Source organism: Polymorphospora sp. A560 (assembly GCF_045781765.1).
GTDB classification, from domain to species: domain Bacteria; phylum Actinomycetota; class Actinomycetes; order Mycobacteriales; family Micromonosporaceae; genus Polymorphospora; species Polymorphospora lycopeni.
In genome coordinates this window covers 3,380,628-3,404,716 of the sequence record NZ_CP122282.1, presented here as the reverse complement: position 1 = coordinate 3,404,716, position 24,089 = coordinate 3,380,628, and the positions used below count along the sequence as shown (strand labels likewise).

General features: G+C 71.5%; 15 protein-coding genes. 4 read left to right on the top strand and 11 right to left on the bottom strand.

Annotated elements, in window-relative coordinates; all coding sequences use genetic code 11:
* Positions 1–235 precede the first annotated feature (235 nt).
* Positions 236–1,789 (top strand): glycoside hydrolase family 43 protein, encoded by a 1,554-nt coding sequence (locus QCD66_RS15400; protein ID WP_375733513.1) that lies wholly within the window; start codon positions 236–238, stop codon positions 1,787–1,789.
* A 30-nt stretch (positions 1,790–1,819) separates the two neighbouring features.
* On the opposite strand, the gene QCD66_RS15395 is transcribed toward QCD66_RS15400, so the two are convergent.
* A complete protein-coding gene (locus QCD66_RS15395) occupies positions 1,820–3,121 on the bottom strand; it encodes an aspartate aminotransferase family protein (protein ID WP_375733512.1) in 1,302 nt (433 codons plus the stop codon).
* A gap of 84 nt (positions 3,122–3,205) precedes the next feature.
* Here QCD66_RS15395 and QCD66_RS15390 point away from each other — a divergent pair, with 84 nt between their 5' ends.
* Positions 3,206–4,093, top strand: a complete 888-nt coding sequence (locus QCD66_RS15390) for a LysR substrate-binding domain-containing protein (RefSeq protein ID WP_364222332.1) — start codon at positions 3,206–3,208, stop codon at positions 4,091–4,093.
* 21 nt (positions 4,094–4,114) lie between these two features.
* Here the strand turns inward: QCD66_RS15390 and QCD66_RS15385 are convergent, their stop codons facing one another.
* The 10 genes from QCD66_RS15385 to QCD66_RS15340 all read right to left on the bottom strand — a co-directional run bounded on the left by QCD66_RS15385 (position 4,115) and on the right by QCD66_RS15340 (position 22,295).
* The gene (locus QCD66_RS15385) at positions 4,115–5,155 is read right to left on the bottom strand and encodes a WxL protein peptidoglycan domain-containing protein (protein ID WP_375733511.1); all 1,041 of its coding nucleotides are present in this window, start codon (positions 5,153–5,155) and stop codon (positions 4,115–4,117) included.
* A gap of 64 nt (positions 5,156–5,219) precedes the next feature.
* Positions 5,220–5,852, bottom strand: coding sequence for a hypothetical protein (locus QCD66_RS15380; protein WP_357539124.1), 633 nt, complete (start codon positions 5,850–5,852; stop codon positions 5,220–5,222).
* 37 nt (positions 5,853–5,889) lie between these two features.
* Complete coding sequence (locus QCD66_RS15375) at positions 5,890–9,066, bottom strand: OmpL47-type beta-barrel domain-containing protein (RefSeq protein ID WP_375733510.1); 3,177 nt, start codon at positions 9,064–9,066, stop codon at positions 5,890–5,892.
* Positions 9,067–9,137: 71 nt separating this feature from the next.
* Complete coding sequence (locus QCD66_RS15370; RefSeq protein ID WP_375733509.1) at positions 9,138–13,862, bottom strand: Ig-like domain-containing protein; 4,725 nt, start codon at positions 13,860–13,862, stop codon at positions 9,138–9,140.
* A 170-nt stretch (positions 13,863–14,032) separates the two neighbouring features.
* The gene (locus QCD66_RS15365; RefSeq protein ID WP_375733508.1) at positions 14,033–15,949 is read right to left on the bottom strand and encodes a glycoside hydrolase family 127 protein; all 1,917 of its coding nucleotides are present in this window, start codon (positions 15,947–15,949) and stop codon (positions 14,033–14,035) included.
* Between the two features lie 2 nt (positions 15,950–15,951).
* Entirely contained in the window at positions 15,952–16,875 is a 924-nt protein-coding gene (locus tag QCD66_RS15360) for a carbohydrate ABC transporter permease (RefSeq protein ID WP_364222314.1), read from the bottom strand.
* A 4-nt stretch (positions 16,876–16,879) separates the two neighbouring features.
* Positions 16,880–17,797: a sugar ABC transporter permease gene (locus QCD66_RS15355; RefSeq protein ID WP_364222311.1), complete on the bottom strand. Its 918-nt coding sequence runs from the start codon at positions 17,795–17,797 to the stop codon at positions 16,880–16,882.
* A 96-nt stretch (positions 17,798–17,893) separates the two neighbouring features.
* Entirely contained in the window at positions 17,894–19,192 is a 1,299-nt protein-coding gene (locus tag QCD66_RS15350; protein ID WP_375733506.1) for an ABC transporter substrate-binding protein, read from the bottom strand.
* A gap of 371 nt (positions 19,193–19,563) precedes the next feature.
* Positions 19,564–20,547 (bottom strand): LacI family DNA-binding transcriptional regulator, encoded by a 984-nt coding sequence (locus QCD66_RS15345; protein WP_364216770.1) that lies wholly within the window; start codon positions 20,545–20,547, stop codon positions 19,564–19,566.
* 692 nt (positions 20,548–21,239) lie between these two features.
* A complete protein-coding gene (locus QCD66_RS15340) occupies positions 21,240–22,295 on the bottom strand; it encodes a LacI family DNA-binding transcriptional regulator (protein WP_364216773.1) in 1,056 nt (351 codons plus the stop codon).
* A gap of 273 nt (positions 22,296–22,568) precedes the next feature.
* Between QCD66_RS15340 and QCD66_RS15335 the strand changes: the two genes are divergently transcribed.
* Both QCD66_RS15335 and rhaI read left to right on the top strand, forming a co-directional pair.
* Entirely contained in the window at positions 22,569–22,910 is a 342-nt protein-coding gene (locus tag QCD66_RS15335; RefSeq protein WP_364216776.1) for an L-rhamnose mutarotase, read from the top strand.
* Entirely contained in the window at positions 22,907–24,088 is a 1,182-nt protein-coding gene (rhaI, locus tag QCD66_RS15330; protein WP_375733505.1) for an L-rhamnose isomerase, read from the top strand. The genes QCD66_RS15335 and rhaI overlap by 4 nt, the downstream gene beginning before the upstream one ends.
* Position 24,089 lies beyond the last annotated feature (1 nt).

Here is a 24,089-nt window from a genome sequence, read left to right as displayed (position 1 = left end):
CGCCACGCGACGCCGGCGGCCTGTCGGTCGGGCTGCGGGCAGAGCGTCCACATCAGAGCGTTGAGTATCGATCCCCGCGGCTATATGGTTGGCATCGCCGCATTCCGGGCGTCCTGCACCGACGGGCCACCCGCCCGGGAACACCTTCCGACGTCGCAGGGCCGCGGTGAACCCGGTCCGCGCCCGCCGCCCGCAGACGCGGACCCACCACCGCCGACTCGGGGGGGGGCAGCGGATGCACGCGGCCGGGACAGCAGCCACCACCAGCACCTCGACCGCTCCGGCCGGCTGGGCCGGCGGCACGTTCACCAACCCGGTCGTCGCCGGGTTCCATCCCGACCCGAGCGTGTGCCGGGTCGGCGACGACTACTTCCTGGTCTGTTCCAGCTTCGAATACTTCCCCGGGGTGCCGGTGTTCCACAGCCGGGACCTGGTCCACTGGGAACAGATCGGCAACGCGCTGGACCGGCCCAGCCAGTTGTCCCTGCCGGCCGGCACCCCGGCCTCCGGCGGTGTCTACGCGCCGACGCTGCGCCACCACGACGGCCGCTTCTGGCTGATCACGACAAACGCCGCGCCGGGCGGCGGCACCATGGTGTTCACCACCACCGACCCGGCCGGCCCGTGGTCCGAGCCGATCCGCGTCCCCGGCGTCGCGGGAATCGACCCGGACCTGGCCTGGGACGAGCGCGGTGACTGCTGGTGCACGTACGCCGGGGTCGAGCAGATCCGGATCGACCCGGCGACCGGCCGCTCGTTCGGCCGGCCGCACCGGCTGTGGTCCGGCACGCCCGGCGCCCAGGCACCGGAGGCCCCGCACCTGTACCGGATCGGCGACCACTGGTATCTGATGATCGCCGAAGGCGGCACCGAACGGGGGCACGGCGTGTCGATCGCGCGCGGGCCGGCGCCCGACGGGCCGTTCGAGCCGTGCCCGGCCAACCCGATCCTCAGCCACCGCAGCACCGGCCGCCCGATCCAGAACACCGGCCACGCCGACCTCGTCGAGGCACCCGACGGCACGTGGTGGATGGTGCTGCTCGGCGTACGGCCACACGGCGGCACCCCCGGCTGGCACGTCATGGGCCGCGAGACGTTCCTGGCGCCGGTCACCTGGGTGGACGGCTGGCCGGTCGTCGGCGAGGTCACGCCGGCGATGGCGGCGCCGCCGTGGCCGCCGCGGCCGGTCGCGGCGCCACCGGTGCGCGACGACTTCGACGCCGGGCGGCTGCACCCGGCGTGGATCTCGGTGCGGTCGCGGCCCGACGAGACGTGGTCGACCACGGAGCGCCCCGGCTGGCTCACCCTCCACGCCTGTGGCCGGTCGCTCGACGAACCCGACATCGTGTTCGTCGGCCGCCGCCAGCAGCACCCGTCCTGCCGGGTACGCACCCTGGTCGACGCCACCGCCGGGTGCGGCGGTCTCGCGGTACGTCTCGACGAGCGGCACCACTGCGGGATCGAGGTCGGCGACGGCGAGGTACGGGTCACCGCCCGCACCGGCGGGCTGCGCCAGACGGTCGCCACCCGGACCGCACCCGCCGGCGCGGTCCGGCTGCGGATCGACGTACGCGCCTCCTCCCCCGCCGACTGGCACCCGTGCCGGGAACCCGACCTGCTGCGGCTCGGCGTCGAGGCGGCCGACGGCACCTTCGACGTGCTGGCCGAACTCGACGGCCGCTACCTGTCGACCGAGGTGGCCGGCGGCTTCACCGGCCGGGTCATCGGGATGTACGCCGCCGCCGGCACCGTCGGCTTCGACTGGTGCGACCACGAACCCGTCGACTGACGGGCCGTCGCCCCACACCGCGCGGGGCGGCTACCCCCGGGTCACGTCGCCGATCGCCCGGTCGAGGATGTCGAGCCCCTCGACCAGTTCGTCGCGGGTGCAGGTCAGCGGCGGCGCGATCCGGAACACCCCGCCCATGCCCGGCAGCTGCACCACGTTCATGTGCAGGCCCAGTTCCAGGCAACGGCGGGTGACCGCGGCACCGAGGGCGTCGGCGCCTTCGCGGGTCTCGCGGGACACCACCAGCTCCAGGCCGATCAGCAGGCCGCGCCCACGGACGTCGCCGATCACCTCGTGCCGGCCGGCCAGGTCGGCCAGCCCCTCGCGCAGGAAGGCGCCGAGGTCGGCCGCCGCCGCATCGAGCTTGTCGCGCTCCAGGACGTCGAGCACGGTGTTGCCGACGGCGGCGACCAGCGGGTCGGCGACGTGGGTGGTGTAGAACAGGTAGCCGCGCTCGTGCGCGGCCCGCTCGATGTCGGCGCTGGTGATCATCGCGGCGAGCGGCAGGCCGGCGCCGAGGGTCTTCGACAGGGTGAGGATGTCCGGGACGACGCCGTCGCGTTCGAAGGCGTACCAGGTGCCGGTGCGGCACAGGCCGGTCTGCGCCTCGTCGAGGATCAGGAGCATGCCGCGTTCGTCGCACTTGCGGCGCAGCGCGGCCAGGTATCCCGGCGGCGGGTCGATGACCCCGCCCGAGCTGAGGATCGGTTCGACGATGCAGGCGGCGAGGCTGCCGACCGACTGGGCGTCGACGAGGTCGAAGGAGAAGTCGAGCTGGCGCCGCCAGTCGAGTTCGCCGTCGGGGGTACGGAAGTCCGGCCGGTAGGCGTTGGGGGTCGGGATCGCCAGGTTGCCGGGGGCGGCCGGGCCGTACCCCTTGCGGCCCGCGCTGTAGGTGGCGTTCGCGGCGGCCTGGGTCATGCCGTGCCAGGACCGGGCGAACGAGACGATCTCGTGCCGGCCGGTGACCAGTTTCGCCATCCTGATCGCGGCCTCGTTGACCTCGGCGCCGGTCGTCAACAGCAGCACCTTGTCCAGCGGGTCGGGCAGTGACCCGGCGAGCCGCCGGGCCAGGTCGACCACCGGCCGGCTCAGCATCCCGCTGAAGAGGTGGTCGAGGGTGGCGACCTGACGCTGGACCGTGGCGACGATCTCGGGGTGGCTGTGGCCGAGGATGGCGCTCATCTGCCCGGAGGTGAAGTCGAGGATGCGCCGGCCGTCGCCGGTGAAGACGTAGCTGCCGGCGGCCCGTTCGATGATCTCGGGGGTGAAGGTGCCGGCGCCGCTGTAGCGGACGAGGTGCCGGTCGACATCCGGCCAGAAGGAGTCCATGCGCCGACGGTAGGCACGGCCGAGCGTCACGTCCATCGCGGAAAACTTCCGCTGCTGTTAAGCGGATCCGTACAGTCTGCCGTGATGAGTCTGCACCCGTGGCGGCTGCGCCTGCTCGCCGACCTCGCGGCGCTGGGCACGATCCGCGCCGTCGCCGCGCACGAGAACCTGAGCCCGTCGGCGGTCTCCCAGCAGCTGGCTGTCCTGGAGCGGGAGACCCGTACGCAGCTGCTGGAACGCACCGGGCGGCGGGTGCGGCTGACGACGGCGGGACTGATCCTGGCCCGCCGGGCCCGGGAGATCCTGGAGCGGATGGACGCGGCAGAGGCCGAACTGCGCGGGCTCGGCGACGAACCGGCCGGGCGGGTGACACTCGCGGTCTTCCAGAGCGCCGTGCACGCCCTGGCGGTGCCGGCGGTGTCCCGGATCGCCCGGGCGCACCCCGACGTCGAGGTCGTGGTGCTGGAGCTGGAGCCGCACGAGAGCATGCCGGCGCTGCGCCGGGGCGAGGTCGACGTCATCGTGACGACGACGGACTTCGTCGGGACCGAACTCGACCCGGCCGTCGACCTGGTGCCGATCGGCGAGGACGAGATCGTCATGGTCCTGCCGGCCGGCCATCCGGCCGCCGTGGGCGAGTCCGTCGACCTGTCCACCTGCGCCGACCAGCGCTGGGCGTTCGACGTGGCCGGCTCCTACATGTCGCAGCTGGCGACCGGGCTGTGCCGGGCGGCCGGGTTCGAGCCGCGGATCGTGTGCCGGCTCAACAACTACCTGCTCACGTTGCAGCACGTGGAGGCCGGACTTTCCGTGGCCATGCTGCCGGGCCTCGCGGTCGACCCCCGCTTCGGCGTCGTCACCCGCCCGCTGCGCGGTCCGGTGACGCGCCGGATCACCGCCGCGGTCCGCCGGCCGTCCACCGCACAACCCGCCGTCGCGGTGACCCTGGACGCCCTGCGCGCCTCGTACTGACCCGGCCGCTTCCGGCGTGGGTCAGGGCGCACCCGGCGGGCTGCCGGCGAGGGTGGCTTCCCGGGCCTGTGCCCGGCCCTCCTCGCGGGCGCGGTCGAGCAGCCGCGCGAGCCGCTGCCGGCGTCGCCGGATCACGGTCCGGGCCGCCACGACGAGGGCGAGCAGGACGACGACGAGGGCCAGTTGCGACCAGGGCACCGCCCAGACCGTCACGGTGGCGGAGGCCGGCCGGATCTCGGCGCCGGCCGGGTCGCCGCCGAGGACGGCCGGGATGACGTCGACGGCCGTACGCAGCGGCCCGACGGCCCAGACCCCGGTGACCCGGGCCTCGATCCGGCGGTTGCCGGACGGCAGCGTCTCCTCGATGTCGGCCGGGACGGTGCGGCCGCCGAGGCCGAACAGCCCCGGAACCGTCACCCGGCCCCGGCCGGTCACCGCGGCGTTACCGTCGTTCGTCGCGGTGTAGCCGACGTCGACGGTGCCGGCCGAGAACGGATTCCACGAGGGGCGGTAGGTGGCGGTGAGGTCGCCGACCGCCAGGCTCGCGGTGATCGTGCCGCTGGCGCGCAGCATGACCCGGAACCCGACCCGGCTCTCGACGGCGACCGTGTCGCCGGTGCTGGTGACGGTCGCCGCGATGCCGGCCGGGTGGTCCCCCGGCGTGGCGTCGCGCGGCACCGTGATGGTGAACGGCACCACCTTCGTCTGCCTGGCCCCGACGGTGACCGTCTCCTGCACCGCGATCCAGGTGCCGCCGTCGGTCGACTTCTGGTGGGACGGGAGCATGTTGAAGCGTCCCTTGTCGGTGAGATAGCCGTCGGCGGCCTTCAGCGCGAACGTCGCGGCGGCGTCGCTGAAGTTGCGTACGGCCAGGTGTTCGGTGACGACCTGGCCCGGGTCGAGGGTGCGTTCGATCCACCGGCGGCCGTCGGGGCCGTTCCCGTCGGCCGGCTGCACCGCCCAGGTGAGCGTCGGTTCCGCCAGCGCGCCGGCCGGCGCGATCGGCACGGTGACGAGCACCGCGGCCAGCACGGCGAGCAGCCGCGGCAGGGTTCGGATCATGGCGGGCCTCCGGTGGGAGAAGGGGTGCGGTGGGGGCCGCCGTACGACGGCCCCCACCGGTGCCTCATTCGAACAGCGACAGGGTCAGCGTCGAGGTGTACGAGCCTGCGGCGACGTCCGCCGGGGTGCGCAGGAACAGGTCGGCGTCGACGGAGTACGCGTCACCGGCGGCGCCCCCGGAGTCGAACGTCGAGACCAGCAGCTCCTGGTCGACCAGACCGACGTTGTTGCCGGGCTGCGTCGGCTCGTCGAGGACGGTCACGACCTCCTCGCCCTCGCTGACCTGGCCGGTGCCGCCGCCGTCGATCAGCCGCGGCTTCCAGCCGAGGTGGCCGGCGCCGATCGGTGCCTGGCCGGCGTCGCCGACGAAGTCGGTCGCGCTGCCCAGCACCGCCCACGCGGCGCCTTCGGGCACCTCGTCGGCGGTCCGGGTGTCGGTGATGGTGACCGTCGGCAGGGTGCCGACGAACTGGCGGACCAGCAGGGTCGAGCCGTCCTCGGTCAGGGCGACGGAGTCACCCGCGATCGACATCGCGAGCACGCCCGGTTCGGTGATCTCGTCGATGTCGACGGTCACCTCCACGTCGGCGTTGTCGCCGGGCTCGGCCATGGCCGGCGACGGCAGCACGGCCGCCCCGGCCAGCAGGGCGCCGGCGGCACAGGCCGCGAGCAGGTGCTGGCGCTTGCGTGTGTTCATGGTCTGCTCCAAGTGATTCGTGATCGGGGCTGGCGGGTCAGCCGGCGCAGTCGACGCCGGGGTGCGGTGCGGTGCGGGTGGTGGTGACGTCCCGGCCGTCGACGACCCCGGTGGCCCGTACGGTCACCGAACCGGCCGGCGCCGTGGCCGCCCGTGCGGTGAACGACTGGTAGGCGTTGGCGCCCGGCGCGACGTCGGCGAACGACCGGATGCCGTACGGGGTTTCCAGCGCGACGTCCACCGGTGCGCCGTGATCGTTGCGGGCCTGTACGGCGACGTACGCCCGGCCGGCGATGCACCGGGGCGTGACGGTGACCGTGACCGGCACCTCGGCCTGGACGCCGGGGTCGTCGGCGAGGACCCGCCACTCGGTGACCGCGACCGCGGAGTAGGTGGTGCCGTTGCCGTTGGCCCGCAACGTCGCCCGCACCCGGGGCGTGGTGACGGGGTCGAAGGTGACGGTGTTGAAGGCGGTGGTGCTGGTGCCGTAGCCGGACGCGCCGGTAACGTCCCGCCAGGCCGCGCCGGCCTCGTCCCAGTACTGCAGCACCCAGCCGTCGGGCGCGGCGACGCCGTCGCCGGTGCCGGGGTTGGCGTCGCGCCAGAACTTCAGCTCGGTGCCGGTGATCCGGACCGGGCGACTCCAGTCGTACTGCACCCACTGGGTCGCCGGACGGTTGCCCGACCAGGTGCCCCAGATCTGCGCCTGGCTCGGGTTGGCCGGGTCGGCGCCGTCGTTGAGCGCGGTGACGCTGTTCCAGCCCGCCGTGTAGGAGGCGGTCGGGGTCGCGATCGGCCCGATGTTTCCGGTCAGCGGCCCGGACAGGTCCGCCGGGACGGTGACCGTCCGGGCGGTCTCCAGGTTGCCGGCCACGTCGAGCGCGCGGAACGACACGGTGTGCCGGTTCTGGTCGGGCGCGGCGATCGGACCGGTGTACGCGGTCCAGGCGCCGGTGCCGATGGCGTACTCGATGCGGGCGACGCCGGAGGTGGCGTCGCTGGCGGTCACCGTGACCGCGCGGGTGGCGCTGTCGACGGTGGCGGTGCTGGCCGGTGCGGTGGCGTCGACGCGTACGGCGAGGTCGGCCGGTGCCGAGACGTTGCCGGCGCGGTCGGTCGCGGTCGCGGTGACGGTGTGCTCGCCGTCTCCGGTGACCTCGACGTCGACGTGCCGCACGTCGGTCGCGACGGCCGGCTCGCCGTCGTCGACCCGCGACCGGATGGTCAGCCGGCCGCCCCGGTCGTCGACACCGGCGACGCGGACCCACACCGCGGAGCGGAACCAGCCGGCGCTGCCGGCGCTGCCGCTGGGCGTCAGCGTCAGCGTCGGCGGGGTCTCGTCGCCCTCGGTGTCGTCGGGTGAGACGACGGTGACCTGCGCGGCGACGCGGTCGGCGGCGTAGCCGAGCACGGTGCCCCGGATGGTGAACGTGCCGGGCTCGGCGACGTTCTCGGCTGTCACCGGGTCCCAGAAGACCGGCAGCCGCAGCGTCTGCGCGCCGTACGTCACGTCGACGGTGCCGGGCAGGTCCCGCTCCCCCACCTCGACGGTGATCGCCGGTGGGGTGACGGCCTCCGGTTGCGCGGCGAGGATCTTCCACTCCTCGACCGCCACGCCGGAGTACGTGCTGCCGTTGGTGGAGGCGTCGAAGACCGCCCGGACCTGGGTGGTGGTGACCGGGTCGAAGGTGGTGTTCTGGAAGCCCTGGGTGCCGGTCGGATAGCCGCTCGGGTTCGGCACGTCGGCCCACTGCCCGGCGCCGGCGTCCCAGTACTGGATGCGCCAGCGGGCGGGTGCGGCGACGCCGACGCCGCTGCCCTGCGGCTGGTCGTTCCAGAACTCGATCTGCGAGCCGGAGATCCGCACCGGCTGGTCCCAGGTGTACTGCACCCACTGCTGGGGCGGGTTGTTGCCGGTCCAGGTCCCCCACATGTCCGGCGGCAGCGGGTTTGACCGGACGATCTCGTCGTTGAGTGCCTTGACCCAGTACTGGGCGGGCACCGGCTCGTTGGAGACGGTGACCCGCGCCTCGTACGCGATGTTCGGCCGGGGTGTGAGGTCGCGGCCCTTGGCCGGGGTGGGTGTGACGAGCTTGATCCGGGGCGGGGTCTGGGTGTCGTCCCACTCCAGCGGGTCGATCGCCGCCGAGCGGCGGAAGTGGCCGCCGCCGACCGCGTCGGCGGTGTGGTACGCCAGGTACCAGCGGCCGTCGAACTCCAGGATGCCCGGGTGGCTGGTCGTGGAGGAGACCGGCCGCAGCAGGGTGCCCCGGTAGGTCCACGGCCCCTCGGGTGCGGACGCCGTCGCGTACGCGATGCAGGCGTGGTAGTTCGCCGGGGTGCACTGCGAGGTCGGGCCGGCGTTGTTGCCGGCGTACGCCATGTAGTAGGTGGCGCCGCGCTTGAAGATCCAGGCGCCCTCGAAGAAGCCGGTCAGCCCGGTGACGGTGCGCGGGGTGCCGATCGGGGTCTTCATGTCCGGCTGGAACTCCAGCATCCGCAACTGGCTGAACGAGCCCCACCAGACGTACACCCGCTGGTTGGGGGCCTCGCCGTCGACGAGGATCGTCGGGTCGATGTTGTGGATGTTGTTGGCCGTCGGCACCCGCTGGGAGATGATCGGCCCGCCGGCGTGGTCGGTCCACGGGCCGGTCGGGCTGTCCGAGACGGCCACGCCGATCGCGAACTTGTCCGACGCCGGGCTGTCGCGCTCGTGGATCGGGACGTACCAGTAGTAGCGGCCGTCGACGCCGCGGACCACCTGGCCGGCGTACGCGCGGCCGGGTGTCGCCCAGGCGAAGACCGCCTCGGGACGCATCAGCGACGGGAAGTGGGTCCAGTGCCCGGCCTCGACGTCGGTGGTCCGGAACGCTCCCCACTCGTTCATGATGAAGTCGTTCGTGGACGGTCCGGCCTGGTCGTGGCCGGTGTAGATGTAGAGCTGGTCGCGGCCGGTGTCGTTGCCGGGGGCGCCGGCGGGCACGACGACCGGCGCCGGGTCGGCCGAGTAGTAGCTGCCGTCGCCGAGGATCGGGTTGACGGTGTTGGTGAACGTGTACGAGTCGGGTTCGGCGGCCAGGGCCGGCGCGGCGGGGCCGGCGAGGGTGCCGGCGACGAGCCCGGCGACGGTCGCCACGGCGGCCGCGGTGCGGAACCGGCGCGGTGGCCGGGGTGTCGGTGGGGCGGCGGCGCCGCGCACCACGGAGGTGTTCACGGTGTCGGTCTCCTCGTTCTCGCTAAGGGGGTGGTGGCGGCGTCGCGGCGACGCCGCCACCACGCGAGCGGCTAGCCGCAGCTGAGTGCGCCGAACGACGCCGCCGTCTCGACGGTCACCGGCTGACCGTCGACGGTTCCGGTGGCCCGGACCGTCGCGGTCGCGGCCGGCACCGACCTGGCCCGAGTGTTGAACGCCTGGTAGGCGGACTGTCCGGGCGCGACCCCGGACACCGTGCGCGACCCGTACGGCGTCACCAGTTCGATGGTCAGCGGCGTGTCGTCGGCGTTGCGGGCGTTGACCCGCAGGTAGACGTTGCTGCCCAGGCACTGGGTGTACGCCTGGACCTCGACGTCCCAGGCCGGGGGCTGCGGCGGGTCGCCGACGGTGAGGGTCAGCGTGGTCCGGGTGGCGCCGGCCTCGCTGACGTAGTCGGGCAGGATCAGGTCTCCGGTGACGGTGTAGCGGCCGGGGGTGTCGACGATGCTCTCGTCGAAGTTCCACTCGACACCGATGGCCTGGTTGTCCCGCGAGCCGTCGTTGTAGGAGACCTCCACCTTGTCCGGCAGGTACGGCAGTTCACCGACGTCGACGGACTGCTCGAACGTCTCGGCGCCCTGGATCGAGATGCCGCCGGTCGACATCTCCGGGCGTACGTAGACGCGGGCCTCGGCGATCAGCCCGTACGCGTCGTTGGTGCCGTAGACCACGAACGGGTCGACGTTCGGCTCGGCGACCATCTCCGGCGTGATCTCCTGCCAGCGGAACGCGACGGTGCCGCGTTCGCCGCTGGTGTAGATCCCGTCGAGGGTGGCCGGCAGGGTGGGCACCTGGCCGACGGCGGTGCGGATGAGCACCGGGGCGCGCACCGAGTCGACGGTCTCGCCGTTGGCGCGCCAGCGCAGCACGCCGGTGCCGGCCCCGCTGCCCTGGACGCCCCAGATGCGGATCCGCAGGTAGCTGGTGGTGACCGGGGCGAATTCGAGGTTGTTGTAGGTGTTGGTGGCCAGGGCACCGGCGTACGTCGAGCCCTCGGCGAGGGTGACCGGCGTCCAGGTGGTGCCGTCGGTGGACGTCTCGACCGCGTACGTCGTGGCCGTCGGGCGACGGGTGCCGCCGTTGTCGTCGTACCAGTAGATGCCGGTCGACGACAGCCGCACCGGGCTGGCCCAGGCGTACTGGATCCACGCCTCCCGGGCCGGGCTGGTGCCGTTCTGCGGCAGGTTCCAGTTGCCCCAGCCGTTGCCGGAGCCCGGGTTCGAACTGTTCGGGGTGCTGGCCTCGTTGACCCGCTGGTGGTTCTCCCACGACGTGGTGCCGCTGGTGCTGACCGTCGCCGTGGCCCCGAACTCGGCAACGACATCCCGCTCGGTGAGGGTCACCGCCACGGTCGTCTCGGACCGTTTCTCGCCGTCGTCGGCGAAGAACCAGAACACGTAGTCGCCTTCGACGGTGCCGGTGACCCGGGTGGCCAGCGCGCCGGCGTCGGAGAAGATGACGCCCGCGCCCTGCGGCGCCGAGACGGTCTCCCAGCCGAAGGTGAGTTCGTCGTCGTACGGGATGCCGTCGTCGGTGGCGGTGCCGACGAGCCGGGTGGACAGGTTGCCGTCGCCGGTGCCGTCCCGGGCGGCGGTGACGACCGGCGCCTGGTTGGCCACCGGTGGCACGTCGCGTCCGGAGTCGAACACCTGGATCTCGGTGATCGCGGTGTAGAAGGTCGGGTTGTTGGTGAACGCGATCCGCAGCTTGTCGGTGGTGACGGTGTCGAACAGCGCCTCGTTGAACTTCGCCGACGGGACGACCGGGTTCTTGAACTGCCCGGGGACCTCCCGCCAGCCGCCGTTGCCGTCGGGCACCTGGACCCACCAGCGGGCGGGTTCACGGTAGCCGCCGGCCTGGCGGTCGCTGACGAAGAACGCCTTGACGTTGTCGAAGGACTTCGCCGATCCGAGGTCGAGTTCGATGTAGCCGTTGCGTTCGGTGGCGCCGTAGTTGCCCCAGTAGGGCTCGTTGGCGGTGACACCGTCGGTCACCGCCGACAGGGACACCGGCCGCTCGGTCTCCTTGATGGCGCCCGGCGTGTGGTTCATCGCGGTGCTGCTCCAGCCGGGCGTGTGGAACTGCCGCCACGGCGTGGGCCGCACCCCCTGCTGGGTGTACGACGAGCTGAGGCCGGCGCCGGTCGCCAGGTTCGGCGCGTCCTCGGTGAGGTCGATGCCGGCCGTGCGCAGGTACGCCACGACCCGCTCGTCCTCGATCGGGGTGTCCACGGCGGCCGGGAAGCTGCTTCCGGTCGGCGCGGTGAAGGTGACGGTCAGGCCGTCGGCGACCTGGACCTGGTTGGTGTTCGGGTCGTAGGTGAGCTTGCCGAGCTTGTCGGTGCTGACCTTCTTCGCGCCGTTGACGAACAGGCTGTAGCCGGCGCCGAGGCCGTACTCGCTGCCGTCGGGGTCCCAGACGATCGTGACGTCCTGCCCGTGGTAGCGCAGGTTGTTGACCATGAAGTGCTCGTACCCGAACTCGATCGGCCACAGCTCGATCTTGTCGTCGGAACGCGGCTGGATGCCGGCCATGTCCTCGACGAAGATGTAGTTCATGTTGCCGAGCATGATGTGGTTCGGGTTGTTTCGGCCGAAGCTCCTGGTGGTCGGGTTCCAGTTCGAGTAGTACTCGGCCTGGTTCGCGACCCGCAGGTCCCCGCCCGGGTAGATGCTCCACGCCATCCAGTCCAGCAGCCGCTTGGCGTACTGCGGGGTGATGTACTTCTGCTCCGGGTCGTAGTGCCGCAGCGCGGACCGGACACCCCGGTACTGCACCGTGAAGTTGATGTTGGAGAAGTTGTTGGAGCCACCGATCCCGTAGGCCGCCCGGTCGTACTGGTTGGCCGTGTAGAACGGGAAGATCGGGAAGTTGTCGCCGTACGTCAGGAACCGGAACCCGTCGACGTACGTCTGCCACTGGTCGTACGGGATCAGGTTCTCGGCGTAGACGTCGTAGAGGTTCGACTCCTTGGCCGGGATCAGGTCCCGGGCCGAGGCGGGCAGCGGGTTGGGCCGGCCGTTGGAGCTGGCCGCGCTGGTGGCGCCGTGCGACGTGCCGGCCAGGAACATCCGCATGTCGGGGCTCCACAGCCGGTCCAGGATCGCGTCGCGGATGCCGTCGGCGCTGGCCCCCATCTCGTCGATCTTGGCCTGGTCGGCGCCGGAGATCTGGTAGAGCTGGCGGGCGGCCTCGAACGCACCCCACACGTACGCCGACTCGGGACGTTCGATCGTGGCCGCGCCGGGAGCGCCGCCGTTCACCCGCGGGAAGCCGAAGGTGATGGCGTCGGAGTCGTTGCCCGGCATGTAATTGCTGGAGTAGGCGATGAGCTTGTCGTCGTTGCCGTCGTAGTGCTCGAGCTGGCCGACGCCGTCACCCTCGAAGTAGTGCGCGAACTTGCGGGCGATGTCCGGCCCGCCGCCGTGCACGTTGTACGCCTCCAGCCCGGCGGTGCCGAGGTACTGCGAGTAGTGGTTGTTCCAGCTGGTGTGCCCCGGGCTATCGAGGAACGCCGAGGAGCCGGACAACTCGCCGATGTTCAGGATCTGCCCGTACGGCAGGTAGGGCGTGCGCAGCCACTTGGTGTCCTGCAGGTGCATCGGCTGGGTCAGCGCGACGGCGTTCTGGTAGAGGTTCACCCCCTCGATCGTCGTCGGATACTGGTAGACGTGGCCGGACGCGTTCGCGTCCAGCGAGTTGTACCGCTCGCCCCACCAGCGGTAGACGATCGCCTTCTCCAGCGCGGGGTCGGGGACGTCGATGTACGGCACGTCCTGCGCCCAGCGGCGGTTGAACTCGGTGATGCCGGTGCGGACAGCCTGCCCCGGGGCCATCTCGGCGTACTGCCGGTAGCTCTCGACCGTCTGCGGCAGCGTCGCCGAGGAGACGGCGCCGACGACCGCCAGCGACACCGTGCCACCGGCGGGCACGGTGACCTCGCGGTCGAGGTTGGCGCCGGTACGGGTGAACCCGGCACCGGTCAGGTCGACCCGGATCGTGTCCCACGGGGTGTCGATGGTGCCGTTGTTGGAGCCGCTGGTGATGGTGCGGGTGCCGGTCAGCTCGGCCGGACCCGCGCCGGCCTGGGTCGCCAGCGGCGAGGCGGCCCGGACGGTGAAGGTGGCCGGGGCGCCGCCGGGGTTGGTGAAGTCGATGGCGGTGACCGCGACGTTGTCGTAGGTGATGAACTTGGTCAGGTCGGCGGTGACGCCGGTGCCGCCGATCGTGTACCGGCTCCTGGCGTGGCTCGGCGCGTTGAACCGGTTGGCGTTGACCTCGGCGACGGTCTGGCCGGGCACCGTGACGGTGTAGAGGTTGCCGAGGTTGTTCGGGCCGCCGACGTAGGCACTGCCGGCGAAGCCCATCGTGGTGAAGTTGTTGTTGCTCGCGCCGCGCATGTAGAGGGTGCGGCCCCGGGTCATCAGCACCGCCGACCCGAGGGTTCCGTGGACGCCGAGAACGCGGTCGAGGTAGTAGTCGGTGCCGCCGGCGGCGAGATCCTTCTCGAAGATCGACTGGTGCATGTTGGCCGCGGTGAACGGCACACCGGGCCGCAGCTGGTTGGCGACGTCCCCGGCGTTGCTGTAGGTGGGATCGCCGATCTCCATGACGTGGTTCTGTCCGTTGGTGTAGACACCGACATCACCCTCGTTGCCGGGGAGGATCGGGCTGGCGGCGTGCGCCGGAGACGACACGCCGACCCCTCCTCCCACGACCAGCGCGGCCAGGGCGACCCACAGGGGCACCCTTCTCACGCGTCTACGGCTCATGTTCTTCCTTCCTGTACCGGTGCGGCGGGCGTTTGCGGTGCCACCAGCGCCGCACCTTGGCGGTGGTCCGAGCGGCATGTGATGTGTGGATGACGGGAGGCGCGTTAGCGCTAACATTCGGCGGTGGCCCGGACCGCACCAGGGGCCACCGGCGGTCACCCGGCGGTCGGCAGCCAGACCCGCATCGTCGAGGGGCCACGGTTGGCCCAGGCGTGGTATTCGACCAGCGGCACCTCGTCGGGTTCCGCGTCCGCCGGCGCCGGCGCGGGGTCGGCGTGGTAGGGCCAGTCCAGGTCGCGTTGGTGGACGGGCCGGCAGCGCACGGTCACCCGACCGTCGACCAGGCGGGGCGGGTGACCGGTGTCGACGTACAGGTCGTCGACCGTGTCGACGCCCGCGACGTCCACCGACTCCAGGGCAAGCACCAGCGGCCCCTGCTCCACCGCGACACAGCCCCGGACCGCGTCGACGCGGGCGTCCGGGTAGGTGAACCGGGGCGCCACCGGCAGGGACAGGACGACCTCTTCGCCGCGCCGCCACACCCGTCGCTCGGTGACCACCCCCGGGCCGACCGGCCGGGTCCGCCCGTCCACGGTCACCGTCGCGCCCCGCACCGCCCACCCCGGCACCCGCATCGACAGCGCCCAGGGGCGGTCGTCGTCGCTGTCGATCCGCACCCGGATCCGCCCGTCGTGGGGATAGCCGGTCGCCACCGTCACCCGCGGCTCCCGCCCGTCGGCGAGGCGGTACGCGACGGTGCCGGGCACGTACTGGTGGAGCTGCAGCCCCTCGTCGTCGGCCGTCGCGACGTACGACGTCAGACTGGCCAGGGTGCGCGCGACGTTGGTCGGGCAGCAGGAGACCTCGAACCACGGCGCCCGCAGCGACGCCGCCGCCCGCAGGCTGGGCCGGTCGGCGTCGGGCTCCGTGCCGAGTTCCCGGCGGTGCAGGGTGTTGGTGTAGAAGAAGCTCCGGCCGTCCGCCGACGGCGACGTCGACACCACGTTGAACAGGGTCCGCTCGATCAGGTCGGCGTAGCGGGGATCACCGTCGGCGAGCAGCAGCCGCCACGCGAACATCACCGAGCCGATGCCGGCGCAGGTCTCGGAGTAGGCCCGGTCGGGCGGCAGCACCCAGTCACCGCCGAACGCCTCGTCCTGGTGCCGGGAGCCCTGCCCGCCGGTCACGTACGTGCGCCGGGCCACGGTGCTGCGCCACTGGTCGCGTACGGCGTCCAGCAGGGCGGCGTCCTTCAGCTCGACGGCGATGTCGACGGCGCCGGCGGCGAGGTAGTTCGCCCGTACGGCATGTCCACGTAGAACGGTCGCCCGCCGGACCGGGATCTCGTCCTGGAAGTACTCCCGGCCGAACTCGATGTCGCTGAGCCGGCCGTGGCCCCGGCGGTCGACGAAGAGAGCGGCCTGGGCGAGGTAGCGGTCGTCGCCGGTGGTGCGGGCGAACTCGACCAGCGCGGTCTCGATCTCGGGATGTCCGCACAGGCCGTCGATGCCGGCCGGCCCGAACGTCTCGCACACGTTGTCGGCGGCCCGGCGGGCCACCTCGAGCAGCCCGTCGTCGGCGCCCGGCCGGGTCCGGGCCCGGGCGACCGCGGCCTGCAGAAGATGACCGACGCAGTACAGCTCGTGGCCCCATTCCAGGTCGGACCAGCGCGGTTCCTGCCCGCGGCGGCCGAACTTGGTGTTCAGGTAACCGTCGGGCTCCTGCGCCGCCGCCACCCGCCGCACCACGGCGCGGAACCTCGACTCGAGACCCGCGTCGCCGCCACGGCCGATCTCCCAGGCCATCGCCTCGAGGAACTTGTAGACCTCCGAGTCGGAGAACTCGCGTCCCCGGCGGCCGTGGCCGAGATCGCCGCGCGCGGCCAGGTCGAAGTTGCGGATCCAGCCCTCCCGCTCGAGCCAGTGCTCGATGTGCCCCAGGGTCGCGGTGGCGTTGACCGACTGACGCTCGGCCCAGAAGCCGCCGGTGATCCGGACTTCCGCCAGCCCGAGCGGCCGGAACCGGCCACGGTTCGGCAGGACGGGCGCGGCCGTGGGTGCGGTGCCGGTCATCGTCATCCCTTCAGGGCGCCGGACATGAAGCCGCGCACATAGTGTCGTTGGAGCAGCAGGAACAGGACGATGCACGGCAGGGCGAGGACGACGACGCCCGCCTCGGTCGCCCCGTAGTCGACGACGCCCTGGACCTGGCCGCGCAGGTTGGACACGGCGAGCGGCAGGGTCATGCGTTCGGTGTCGTTGATGAGGATCAGCGGCGCCATGAAGTCGTTCCAGGCGGCGAGGAAGGCGAACAGCCCGACGGTGATCAGGCCCGGCTTCACCGCCGGCAGCAGCACCCGCCACAGGGCGCTGAACGAGGAGCAGCCGTCGACCAGCGCCGCCTCGTCGAGTTCGCGGGGCACCGCCTCGAAGGAGATCCGCATCAGGAAGGTGGAGAACGGCAGCTGGAACATGGTGAGCACGAGCGCCACGCCGACCAGCGAGTTCTCCAGTCCGACCTCGTTGAGCAGCACGTAGAGCGGGATCAGCAGGGTCGCGTACGGGACCATGAGGATCGCGAGGGTGAGCAGGAAGAGGATGTTGCGGCCGGGAAAGCGGAACCGCGCGAACGCGTAGCCGCCGAGCAGGGAGATCAGCAGCGTGAGGGCGACGGTGAGCAGCGAGACGAAGGTCGAGTTCGCCAGGTAGCGCCAGACGCCGGCCTGGTAGTTGGCCAGGGTGACGTAGTTGCCGAAGCCCCAGCCGTCGACCTGGTTCGTGCCGGCCTGCGGCGAGACCGAGGCGACCGCCGTCCACAGCAGCGGGGCCAGGAAGATCAGTCCGACCGCGCCGGTCAGCACCCAGTACGGGGTCCGGAAGGCGATTCCGGCGATGGTGACACCGGACGACCCGGCCCGCCGGGGCCGACCGGCCGGCGCCGGGGCCGGCGGTGGCCCGCCGGCGGTGGTCGTCGAGGTGGAATCGGAAACCACGGCCATCGGCTCAGCTCTCCTCGGACCGGAAGGCGCGCATCTGCAGCGCGTTGATGAGGATCAGGGCCAGGAGCACGATGACCGACAGCGCCGCCGCCACCCCGAGGTCGTTCTGCCCCTGGAAGGCCACCATGTAGATGAGCTGGACGACGGTGATCGTGCTGTTGTCCGGGCCGCCCTTGGTGAGGATGTAGAACTGCTCGAAGGCGAGCAGGGAGCCGGTCACGCAGAGCACGGTGGTCAGGGCGAGCGTCGGGCGCAGCAGCGGCAGGGTGATCTTGCGGAAGATCTGCCACCGGGTGGCGCCGTCGGAGCGGGCGGCCTCGTACACCTCGGCCGGGATGCCCTGCAGGCCGACGAGCATGAGCACCATGTAGAAGCCGGCGTAGCGCCACACGATGAGGAAGATCGTCGAGAACAGGGCGGCGTTGGGTGAGCCGAGGAAGGTGATGCCCAGGCTGTCCATCACCGGCGCCAGCGGACTCGCGTACGGCGAGTAGAGGACGTAGAACAGCAGGGACGCCGAGGCCAGGCCCAGGGCGCTGGGGATCAGGAACGACGCCCGGAGCAGGTTGTTCCATCGGCTCGACTCCTGCACGAGCAGGGCCAGCCCCAGACCGAGCGCCAGGAGCAGTACGGTCGCGAGCACCGTGTATTTGACGGTGAACACCACCGAGTCGGTGAAGAAGCGGTGGTTGATCGCCTTCACGAAGTTGTCGGGGGCGTTGATGCCCTGGTCGCCGGTGAGCAGCGGCCACCTCGACAGCGACATCCTGACCACGAGCAGCAGCGGGACGACGAACAGCGCCACCACGAACAGCGTGGTCGGTGTCGCGTAGAGCCAGCCGAGCAGGGCCCGGCGGCCGCGGGGACGCGCTCGCCCCCGCGGCGCCGCCACGGGCGGGTGGGACGGCGCGTCGACTTTCATCGGAACCTCTCGTTGGTCGGCCGGCAGGTCGGTGGCGGGTCGCGGGTCGGGTCGGCCGTGGGCGCTGGCCGGCCGGCCAGCGCCCGCGACGCGCACCTACTGTTTGAGCACGGCGGTGATCTCGCCGTTGTCCTGCTGGAGGTTGCCGCTGCCGTTGAGCACCTGGTTGCGTACGAGGGTCAGCCACGGGCTGTTCGGGGCGTTGAACGCCTGCTGGAAGTTCAGCGCGACGGGGGTGTCGCCCTTGCCGGCCACCTCGTTGATGGTGACCAGCCGCGGGTCCTCGGCGGCGTACTTGTTGTTGGCGAGGTCGGAGCGCGACACCACGTCCTTGTTCTTCGCCAGCACCTCGACCTGGGCCTCCTCGGACATCATCCAGCTCAGGAAGTTCCAGGCCTGGGCCGCCTTCTTGGAGTCCTTGGAGACGCCGATGCCGTCGCCGCCGACGAAGGTGGAGGCGCCGCCGCTGGGGCCGGGGATGCCGGCGACACCGACGTCGAACGGCGTCGAGGACAGCAGCGTCGCCGGGTAGAGCATCAGGCCGACGTTGCCCTCGGTGAACGCGGCGGTCCAGGTCGGACCGGTCTCGCCCGCCGAGGCGGGCAGCACGGCGCCGGACTTCCACAGGTCCTGCCAGGTGCTGTAGACCTTCTGGGCGGTGTCGTCGGCGAGCTTGGCCTCGGTGCCGTCGTCGCTGAGTACCTCACCGCCGTCGGCCCAGATGGCGGGGAACCAGGTGAAGACGAGGCACCCGCCGCAGTTCAGGCCGGCGGCCGTGCCGTAGACGCCCTCCCTTTTCAGTGCCTGCACGGCCTTGGCGGCGGCGGCGTACTCGGTGAGGTTGGCCGGGGCCTTCTCCGGGTCGAGGCCGGCGTCGCGGAAGAGTTGCTTGTTCCAGAACAGCATCGACAGGTCCAGGACGAAGGGGAGCACGTGCTCCTTGCCGTCGAGGGTGCCGGCGGCGAGGTGTCCCTTGTTGATGGAGTCCTTGAAGCCGAGGCCGCCGACGTTGGCGCTGAGGTCCTGGAACAGTCCCTGGTTGACCCAGTTCGGCACGTAGACGATGTCGGCGGCGAAGAGGTCCGGGAGGCTGTCCGAGCCGGCCGCGGCGCCGACCTTGGCGACGTAGTCGTCGTTGGGGACGACGGTCAGCTTGACCTTGTTCTGGTGGCTGGCGTTGTAGGCGTCGACGAGGAGCTTCGCCTGCTTCTCCAGCGGGGCGCGGGTCCACAGGGTGAGTTCGCTGCCGTCGTCGATGCCGTTGGGGCCGGCCTCGGCGACGCTCGGCCCGCTCGAGTCGTCGCCGGTGCACGCCCCGACGCTGATCGCCAGCGCGGCGACGAGGGCTCCCGCCAGCGAACGCAGGGCGGTGCGTCTGCCCAAGGTTCTTCTCATGATGCCTCTCCTGGGGTTCATCGTGCGAAAGGAAGCCGCCGTGCGGTCCGGCGAGCCGGGGACGTTCCGGTTGTCGTGACCACCGCGGGACCGGCGGCGCGAAGCGCCATGACCCCGCCGGACGGCGGGCCGTATCGACGCCGATCCCGGGCCCGGAATCGGTGAGCGATAACAGTGCGGAGCCACATCGAAAGCGTTCTCCCTACCAGTTACGCGTGTTCCGATGGGGGTTCAGCGCGGTGGTGATTGGAGTCACGGACGATGTTAGCGTTAACTTCACTACCGTCAAGATGTGGCGAAGAGATTGTTTCCAATAGGTTGCGCACGGGGCCGCCGTGGGCGCCCCCACGTACGCGGCCCCGCCGAACGCCCTACGACCGGCGGTGCGACGTGCTGTCGCGAACCACCAGTTCCGGGGGGATGACGGAGGTCGCTCCCGCCTCTCCCCCCTCCATCTCGTCCAGAAGGATCTCGATGCTGCGCTGCCCGACCTCGCGGAACGGCTGGCTCACGGTGGTCAGCGGCGGCGTCACGAACGCCGCCTCGGGGATGTCGTCGAAACCCACCACGCTGACGTCCTCGGGCACCCGGGCGCCGGCGTCGAGCAACGCCCGCATCACACCCAGCGCCATCGAGTCGTTGGCGGCGAACACCGCGGTGGCGCGGGGGTCCCGGACCAGCTTCTGCCCCGCCGCGTAGCCGGACCTGGCGCTCCAGTCGCCGACGAGTTCGCGCGGCACCATCCGGCCGTGCTCCTCCAGCGCGGCCGCCCAGCCCTCGACCCGCCCGTTCGCCTCGCTCCAGTCCAGCGGCCCGCGCACGTGGTGCACGGTCTCGTGCCCCAGCGACAGGAGGTGCTCGGTGACCATCCGGGCGCCCAGCACCTGGTCGACCGAGACACTCGTGACGTTCGGCAGCGCGTTCTCCACGGCGACCACCGGAATGTTGGTCGGCAGTGCCCGGACGAACGCCATCGCCTCGGCGGCCTGCGGCGCGATCAGGACCAGCCCCTCCACCGACTGGTGCACGAGGCGCTGGACGGCCTGCGTGGCGGCGTCGGCGGTGGGGCGACGCAGGCTCGCCACGCTGACCGCGTAGCCCGCCTCCTCGGTGGCGTGCACGATGCCGTTGAACATCGACGCCGGCCCGTACAGGGTGGTGTCGAAGCAGACCACGCCGAGGGTCTGCGAACGCCGGGTGACCAGGCTCCGCGCGGCGCTGTTGCGTCGGTAGCCGAGCTGCTCGATGGCCAGCAGGACCCGCTCGCGGGTCTCCGGACGGACCGACTCGGGCTCGTTGAGGACGCGGGAGACGGTCATGTGCGACACGCCGGCCAGCCGAGCGACATCCCCCATGACCGGCATCCGTCGACTCTTCGCCACGCTCACGTCGGCCATGCTTCCCCCCGCCGCGGGTGGACCGGGGCCGGGTACCCGTTCCACACCGCCACCATCGCCTCGCCCGCCCCGGCCGGCGGGCCTGCCGCCCAGGTCAGGCGGCCCGCCAACCACACAATCATCAGACCAATGGGACCATATCCGACGGGCTCCACCGACGGCGCGGTACACGGACGCGCCGAGGTCGCCCCGCCGCCGGAGAACACTTCCGGGTACGCGCGCGGCAGGGGAACGGGCTTCGGGCTCACCTCGCGCCGGCCGTCGTCGCGGCAGCCGTGCCGGGCGACGGCCGCGCGGGGATCGCCGCCCGGACGGAAACCGGCCGATCGACCACACCGCTGTGGTCGGCGTACCCGCGGACCTCGCCCGGGCCATGCGGCCCGGCCATCCGTACGGGCGCCTCCGCCACCGCACTCCTTCCACCCACGCTTGATAACGCTAACATAACATTGACATCGCGATGCAGTCCGTTCGGCCGGTACGCCATTTGCGCCGACTCCCCGGCCGGGCCCGGGCGGCAGGCGTTGTCCCTCGTCGAAACGTCGGAAGGCGCGGGTTCCGCTCAGGCGGGAAGCTGAAGGATCTTGCCCACACCGGTCAGCGGCGACCGCCCCACCAACCGGCTCAGGGTCGACGTTCCACCGCCACCGTCAGCTCCGGGCACGTTTCCGCTCGCGGGCGCTGGAGGCCCGGATCACCAGCTCCGGCTGGAACACGACGTGCCGGTGGCTGTGCTTCGCGCTGCCACCGGACTCTTCGAGAAGCAGTTGGGCCGCGGTACGGCCGAGTTGTTCGCGAGGCTGGCGTACGGAACTCAGCGGGACCGCGGCGGCGGCGGCGAACTCGATGTCGTCGTAGCCCACCAGCGCGATGTCGTGGGGCACCCGCAGACCGTGCGCGGTCAGCCCCTGCAGGACGCCGAGCGCCAGCAGGTCGTTGGCGCAGAAGACCGCCGTCGGTCGCCGGCTCGCGGGTAGCGCGACGAGATCGTCGGCGGCCTGGCGTCCGGCCGCGACCGAGAGGGTCGGCGTCTCGTGGACGTCGAAGCGTACGCCGTCGGCGCGTTCGGTGAGCGCGGCCGCGGCACCGGCGTGCCGGTCGGCGACCTGGCGGATCGTCATCGGGCCGCCCACGTAGAGGATGCGCCTGTGGCCGTGGTCGGCGAGGTGGTCGGCGGCCAGCCGCCCGCCGGTGATGTCGTCGACCGCCACCGAACACCGGCTCGGATGGCCGGATCCGCGGTCGACGAGCACGACGGGGATGCCGTGGGCGACGAACGCGTCGAGGCGGGGGTGGCGACCGTCGGAGACGGGGGTGATGAGCAGCCCCTGGACGCGTTGCTCCTCGAGCATGTCGAGGTGGCGGGTCTCACGGTCGGCGTCCTCGCCGCTGTTGCAGACCACCAGCATCCCGCCGGCCTCCTCCACGACCGCCTCGGCACCCCGCACAACGTCGGTGAAGAAGGGGTTGGAGACGTCCAGGACGACGATGGCGACGGTGCGGCTACGGCCGGCCCGCAACTGCCTGGCGGAGTCGTTGCGCACGTAGCCGAGCGTCGCGATGGAGTCGAGCACCCGCTGGCGGGTTGCCGGCGAGACCAGGTCGGGCCGGTTGAGCACGTTGCTCACGGTGCCGAGTGACACGCCGGCGTGCTGCGCGACCTGCTTGATGTTGGCGGACGCCATCTTCCCCTCAACTATCGACATGATCCCGGCATGTACAGCCCCGAGGCCGACATGAGCACCCGATGGATGAAACGTACCAGCAGAAGGGCAGTTAACTATACGCGCAGTGCGCGCACGGATGCCCCCGCGGCGACAGTCAATAGACGCATGTGACATATCAACGTCGGACCGTCAGCGTACGACTCCTCAACGTAACACCACGGCGGCGGTTTTCAGAGTCCTTGACCCCGCATGGGCGGCCCCATATCCTCTTGATGCTCCATGAAACGTTTCACGACTTGCGAAAGGTGCGGCATGGGCAGGATCTGCTTCACCCTGCAGGTGAGAGCCGACCGGCTGGCGGAGTACCGGGACCGTCACGCCGCCGTGTGGCCGGAGATGCTGGCGGCACTCAAGGCGGCGGGCTGGCACGACTATTCGTTGTTCCTGCGCGACGACGGGCTGCTCGTCGGCTATTTCGTGACCGGGAACCTCGACGAGGCGGTCGCGGCGATGGAGCGCACCGACGTCAACGGGCGCTGGCAGGCCGAGATGGCGCCGTTCTTCGTCGACCTGCCGGACGGACGACCGGACCGCGGGTTCCTCGTCCTCGACGAGGTGTTCCACCTCGAAGACCAACTGGAAGGCCGACCATGACCGACATCGCCCCCACCACGCGTACCCGGGTCCTGGCCGCCCTACGCGAACAACGGATCGAGACACCGTCCTGGGCCTACGGCAACTCCGGAACCCGGTTCAAGGTCTTCCGACAGGAGGGCGTGCCCCGCGACCCGTACGAGAAGATCGCCGACGCCGCGACGGTGCACCGCTTCACCGGCGTGGCGCCGACCGTGGCGCTGCACATCCCCTGGGACAGGGTCGACGACTACGCGGTCCTGGCGGCGTACGCCAAGGAGCAGGGGGTCGGACTCGGCACCATCAACGCCAACGTCTTCCAGGACGACGACTACCGGCTGGGCTCGGTCACCAACCCCGACCCCGCGGTACGCCGCAAGGCGATCGGCCACCTGCTCGAGTGCGTCGACATCATGGACGCGACCGGGTCGCGCGACCTCAAGCTGTGGTTCTCCGACGGCACGAACTATCCGGGGCAGGACAGCATCCGGCAGCGGCAGGACCGGCTCACGGCGGCGCTGCGCGAGGCGTACGGGCGGCTCACCGGCGACCAGCGGCTGCTGCTGGAGTACAAGCTGTTCGAGCCGGCCTTCTACATGACCGACGTGCCGGACTGGGGCACGGCCTACGCGCACTGCGTCGAACTCGGCGAGCGGGCCCAGGTGGTCATCGACACCGGCCACCACGCGCCGGGCACCAACGTCGAGTTCATCGTGGCGTTCCTCCTGCGGGCCGGGCGGCTGGGCGGATTCGACTTCAACTCACGGTTCTACGCCGACGACGACCTGATGGTCGGCGCCGCCAACCCCTTCGAACTGTTCCGCGTCATGCACGAGATCGTGGGGGCGGACGCGTTGCGGCCGACGTACGGCATCGCCTTCATGCTCGACCAGTGCCACAACATCGAGCCCAAGGTCGAGGCGGTCATCCGCTCGGTGCTCAACGTGCAGGAGGCGACGGCGAAGGCGCTCCTGGTCGACGTCGAGGCACTGGCCGCCGCGCAGCGTTCCGGTGACGTGCTCGGGGCCAACGCCGTACTGATGGACGCCTACAACACCGACGTACGTCCGCTCCTGCGCGACCTGCGCACCGAGATGGGCCTGGACCCCGACCCGGTCGGGGCCTACCGGCGGTCGGGCTACCTCGAGAAGGTCAGGGCCGAACGGGTCGGCGGCGAGCAGGCGGGCTGGGGGGCCTGAG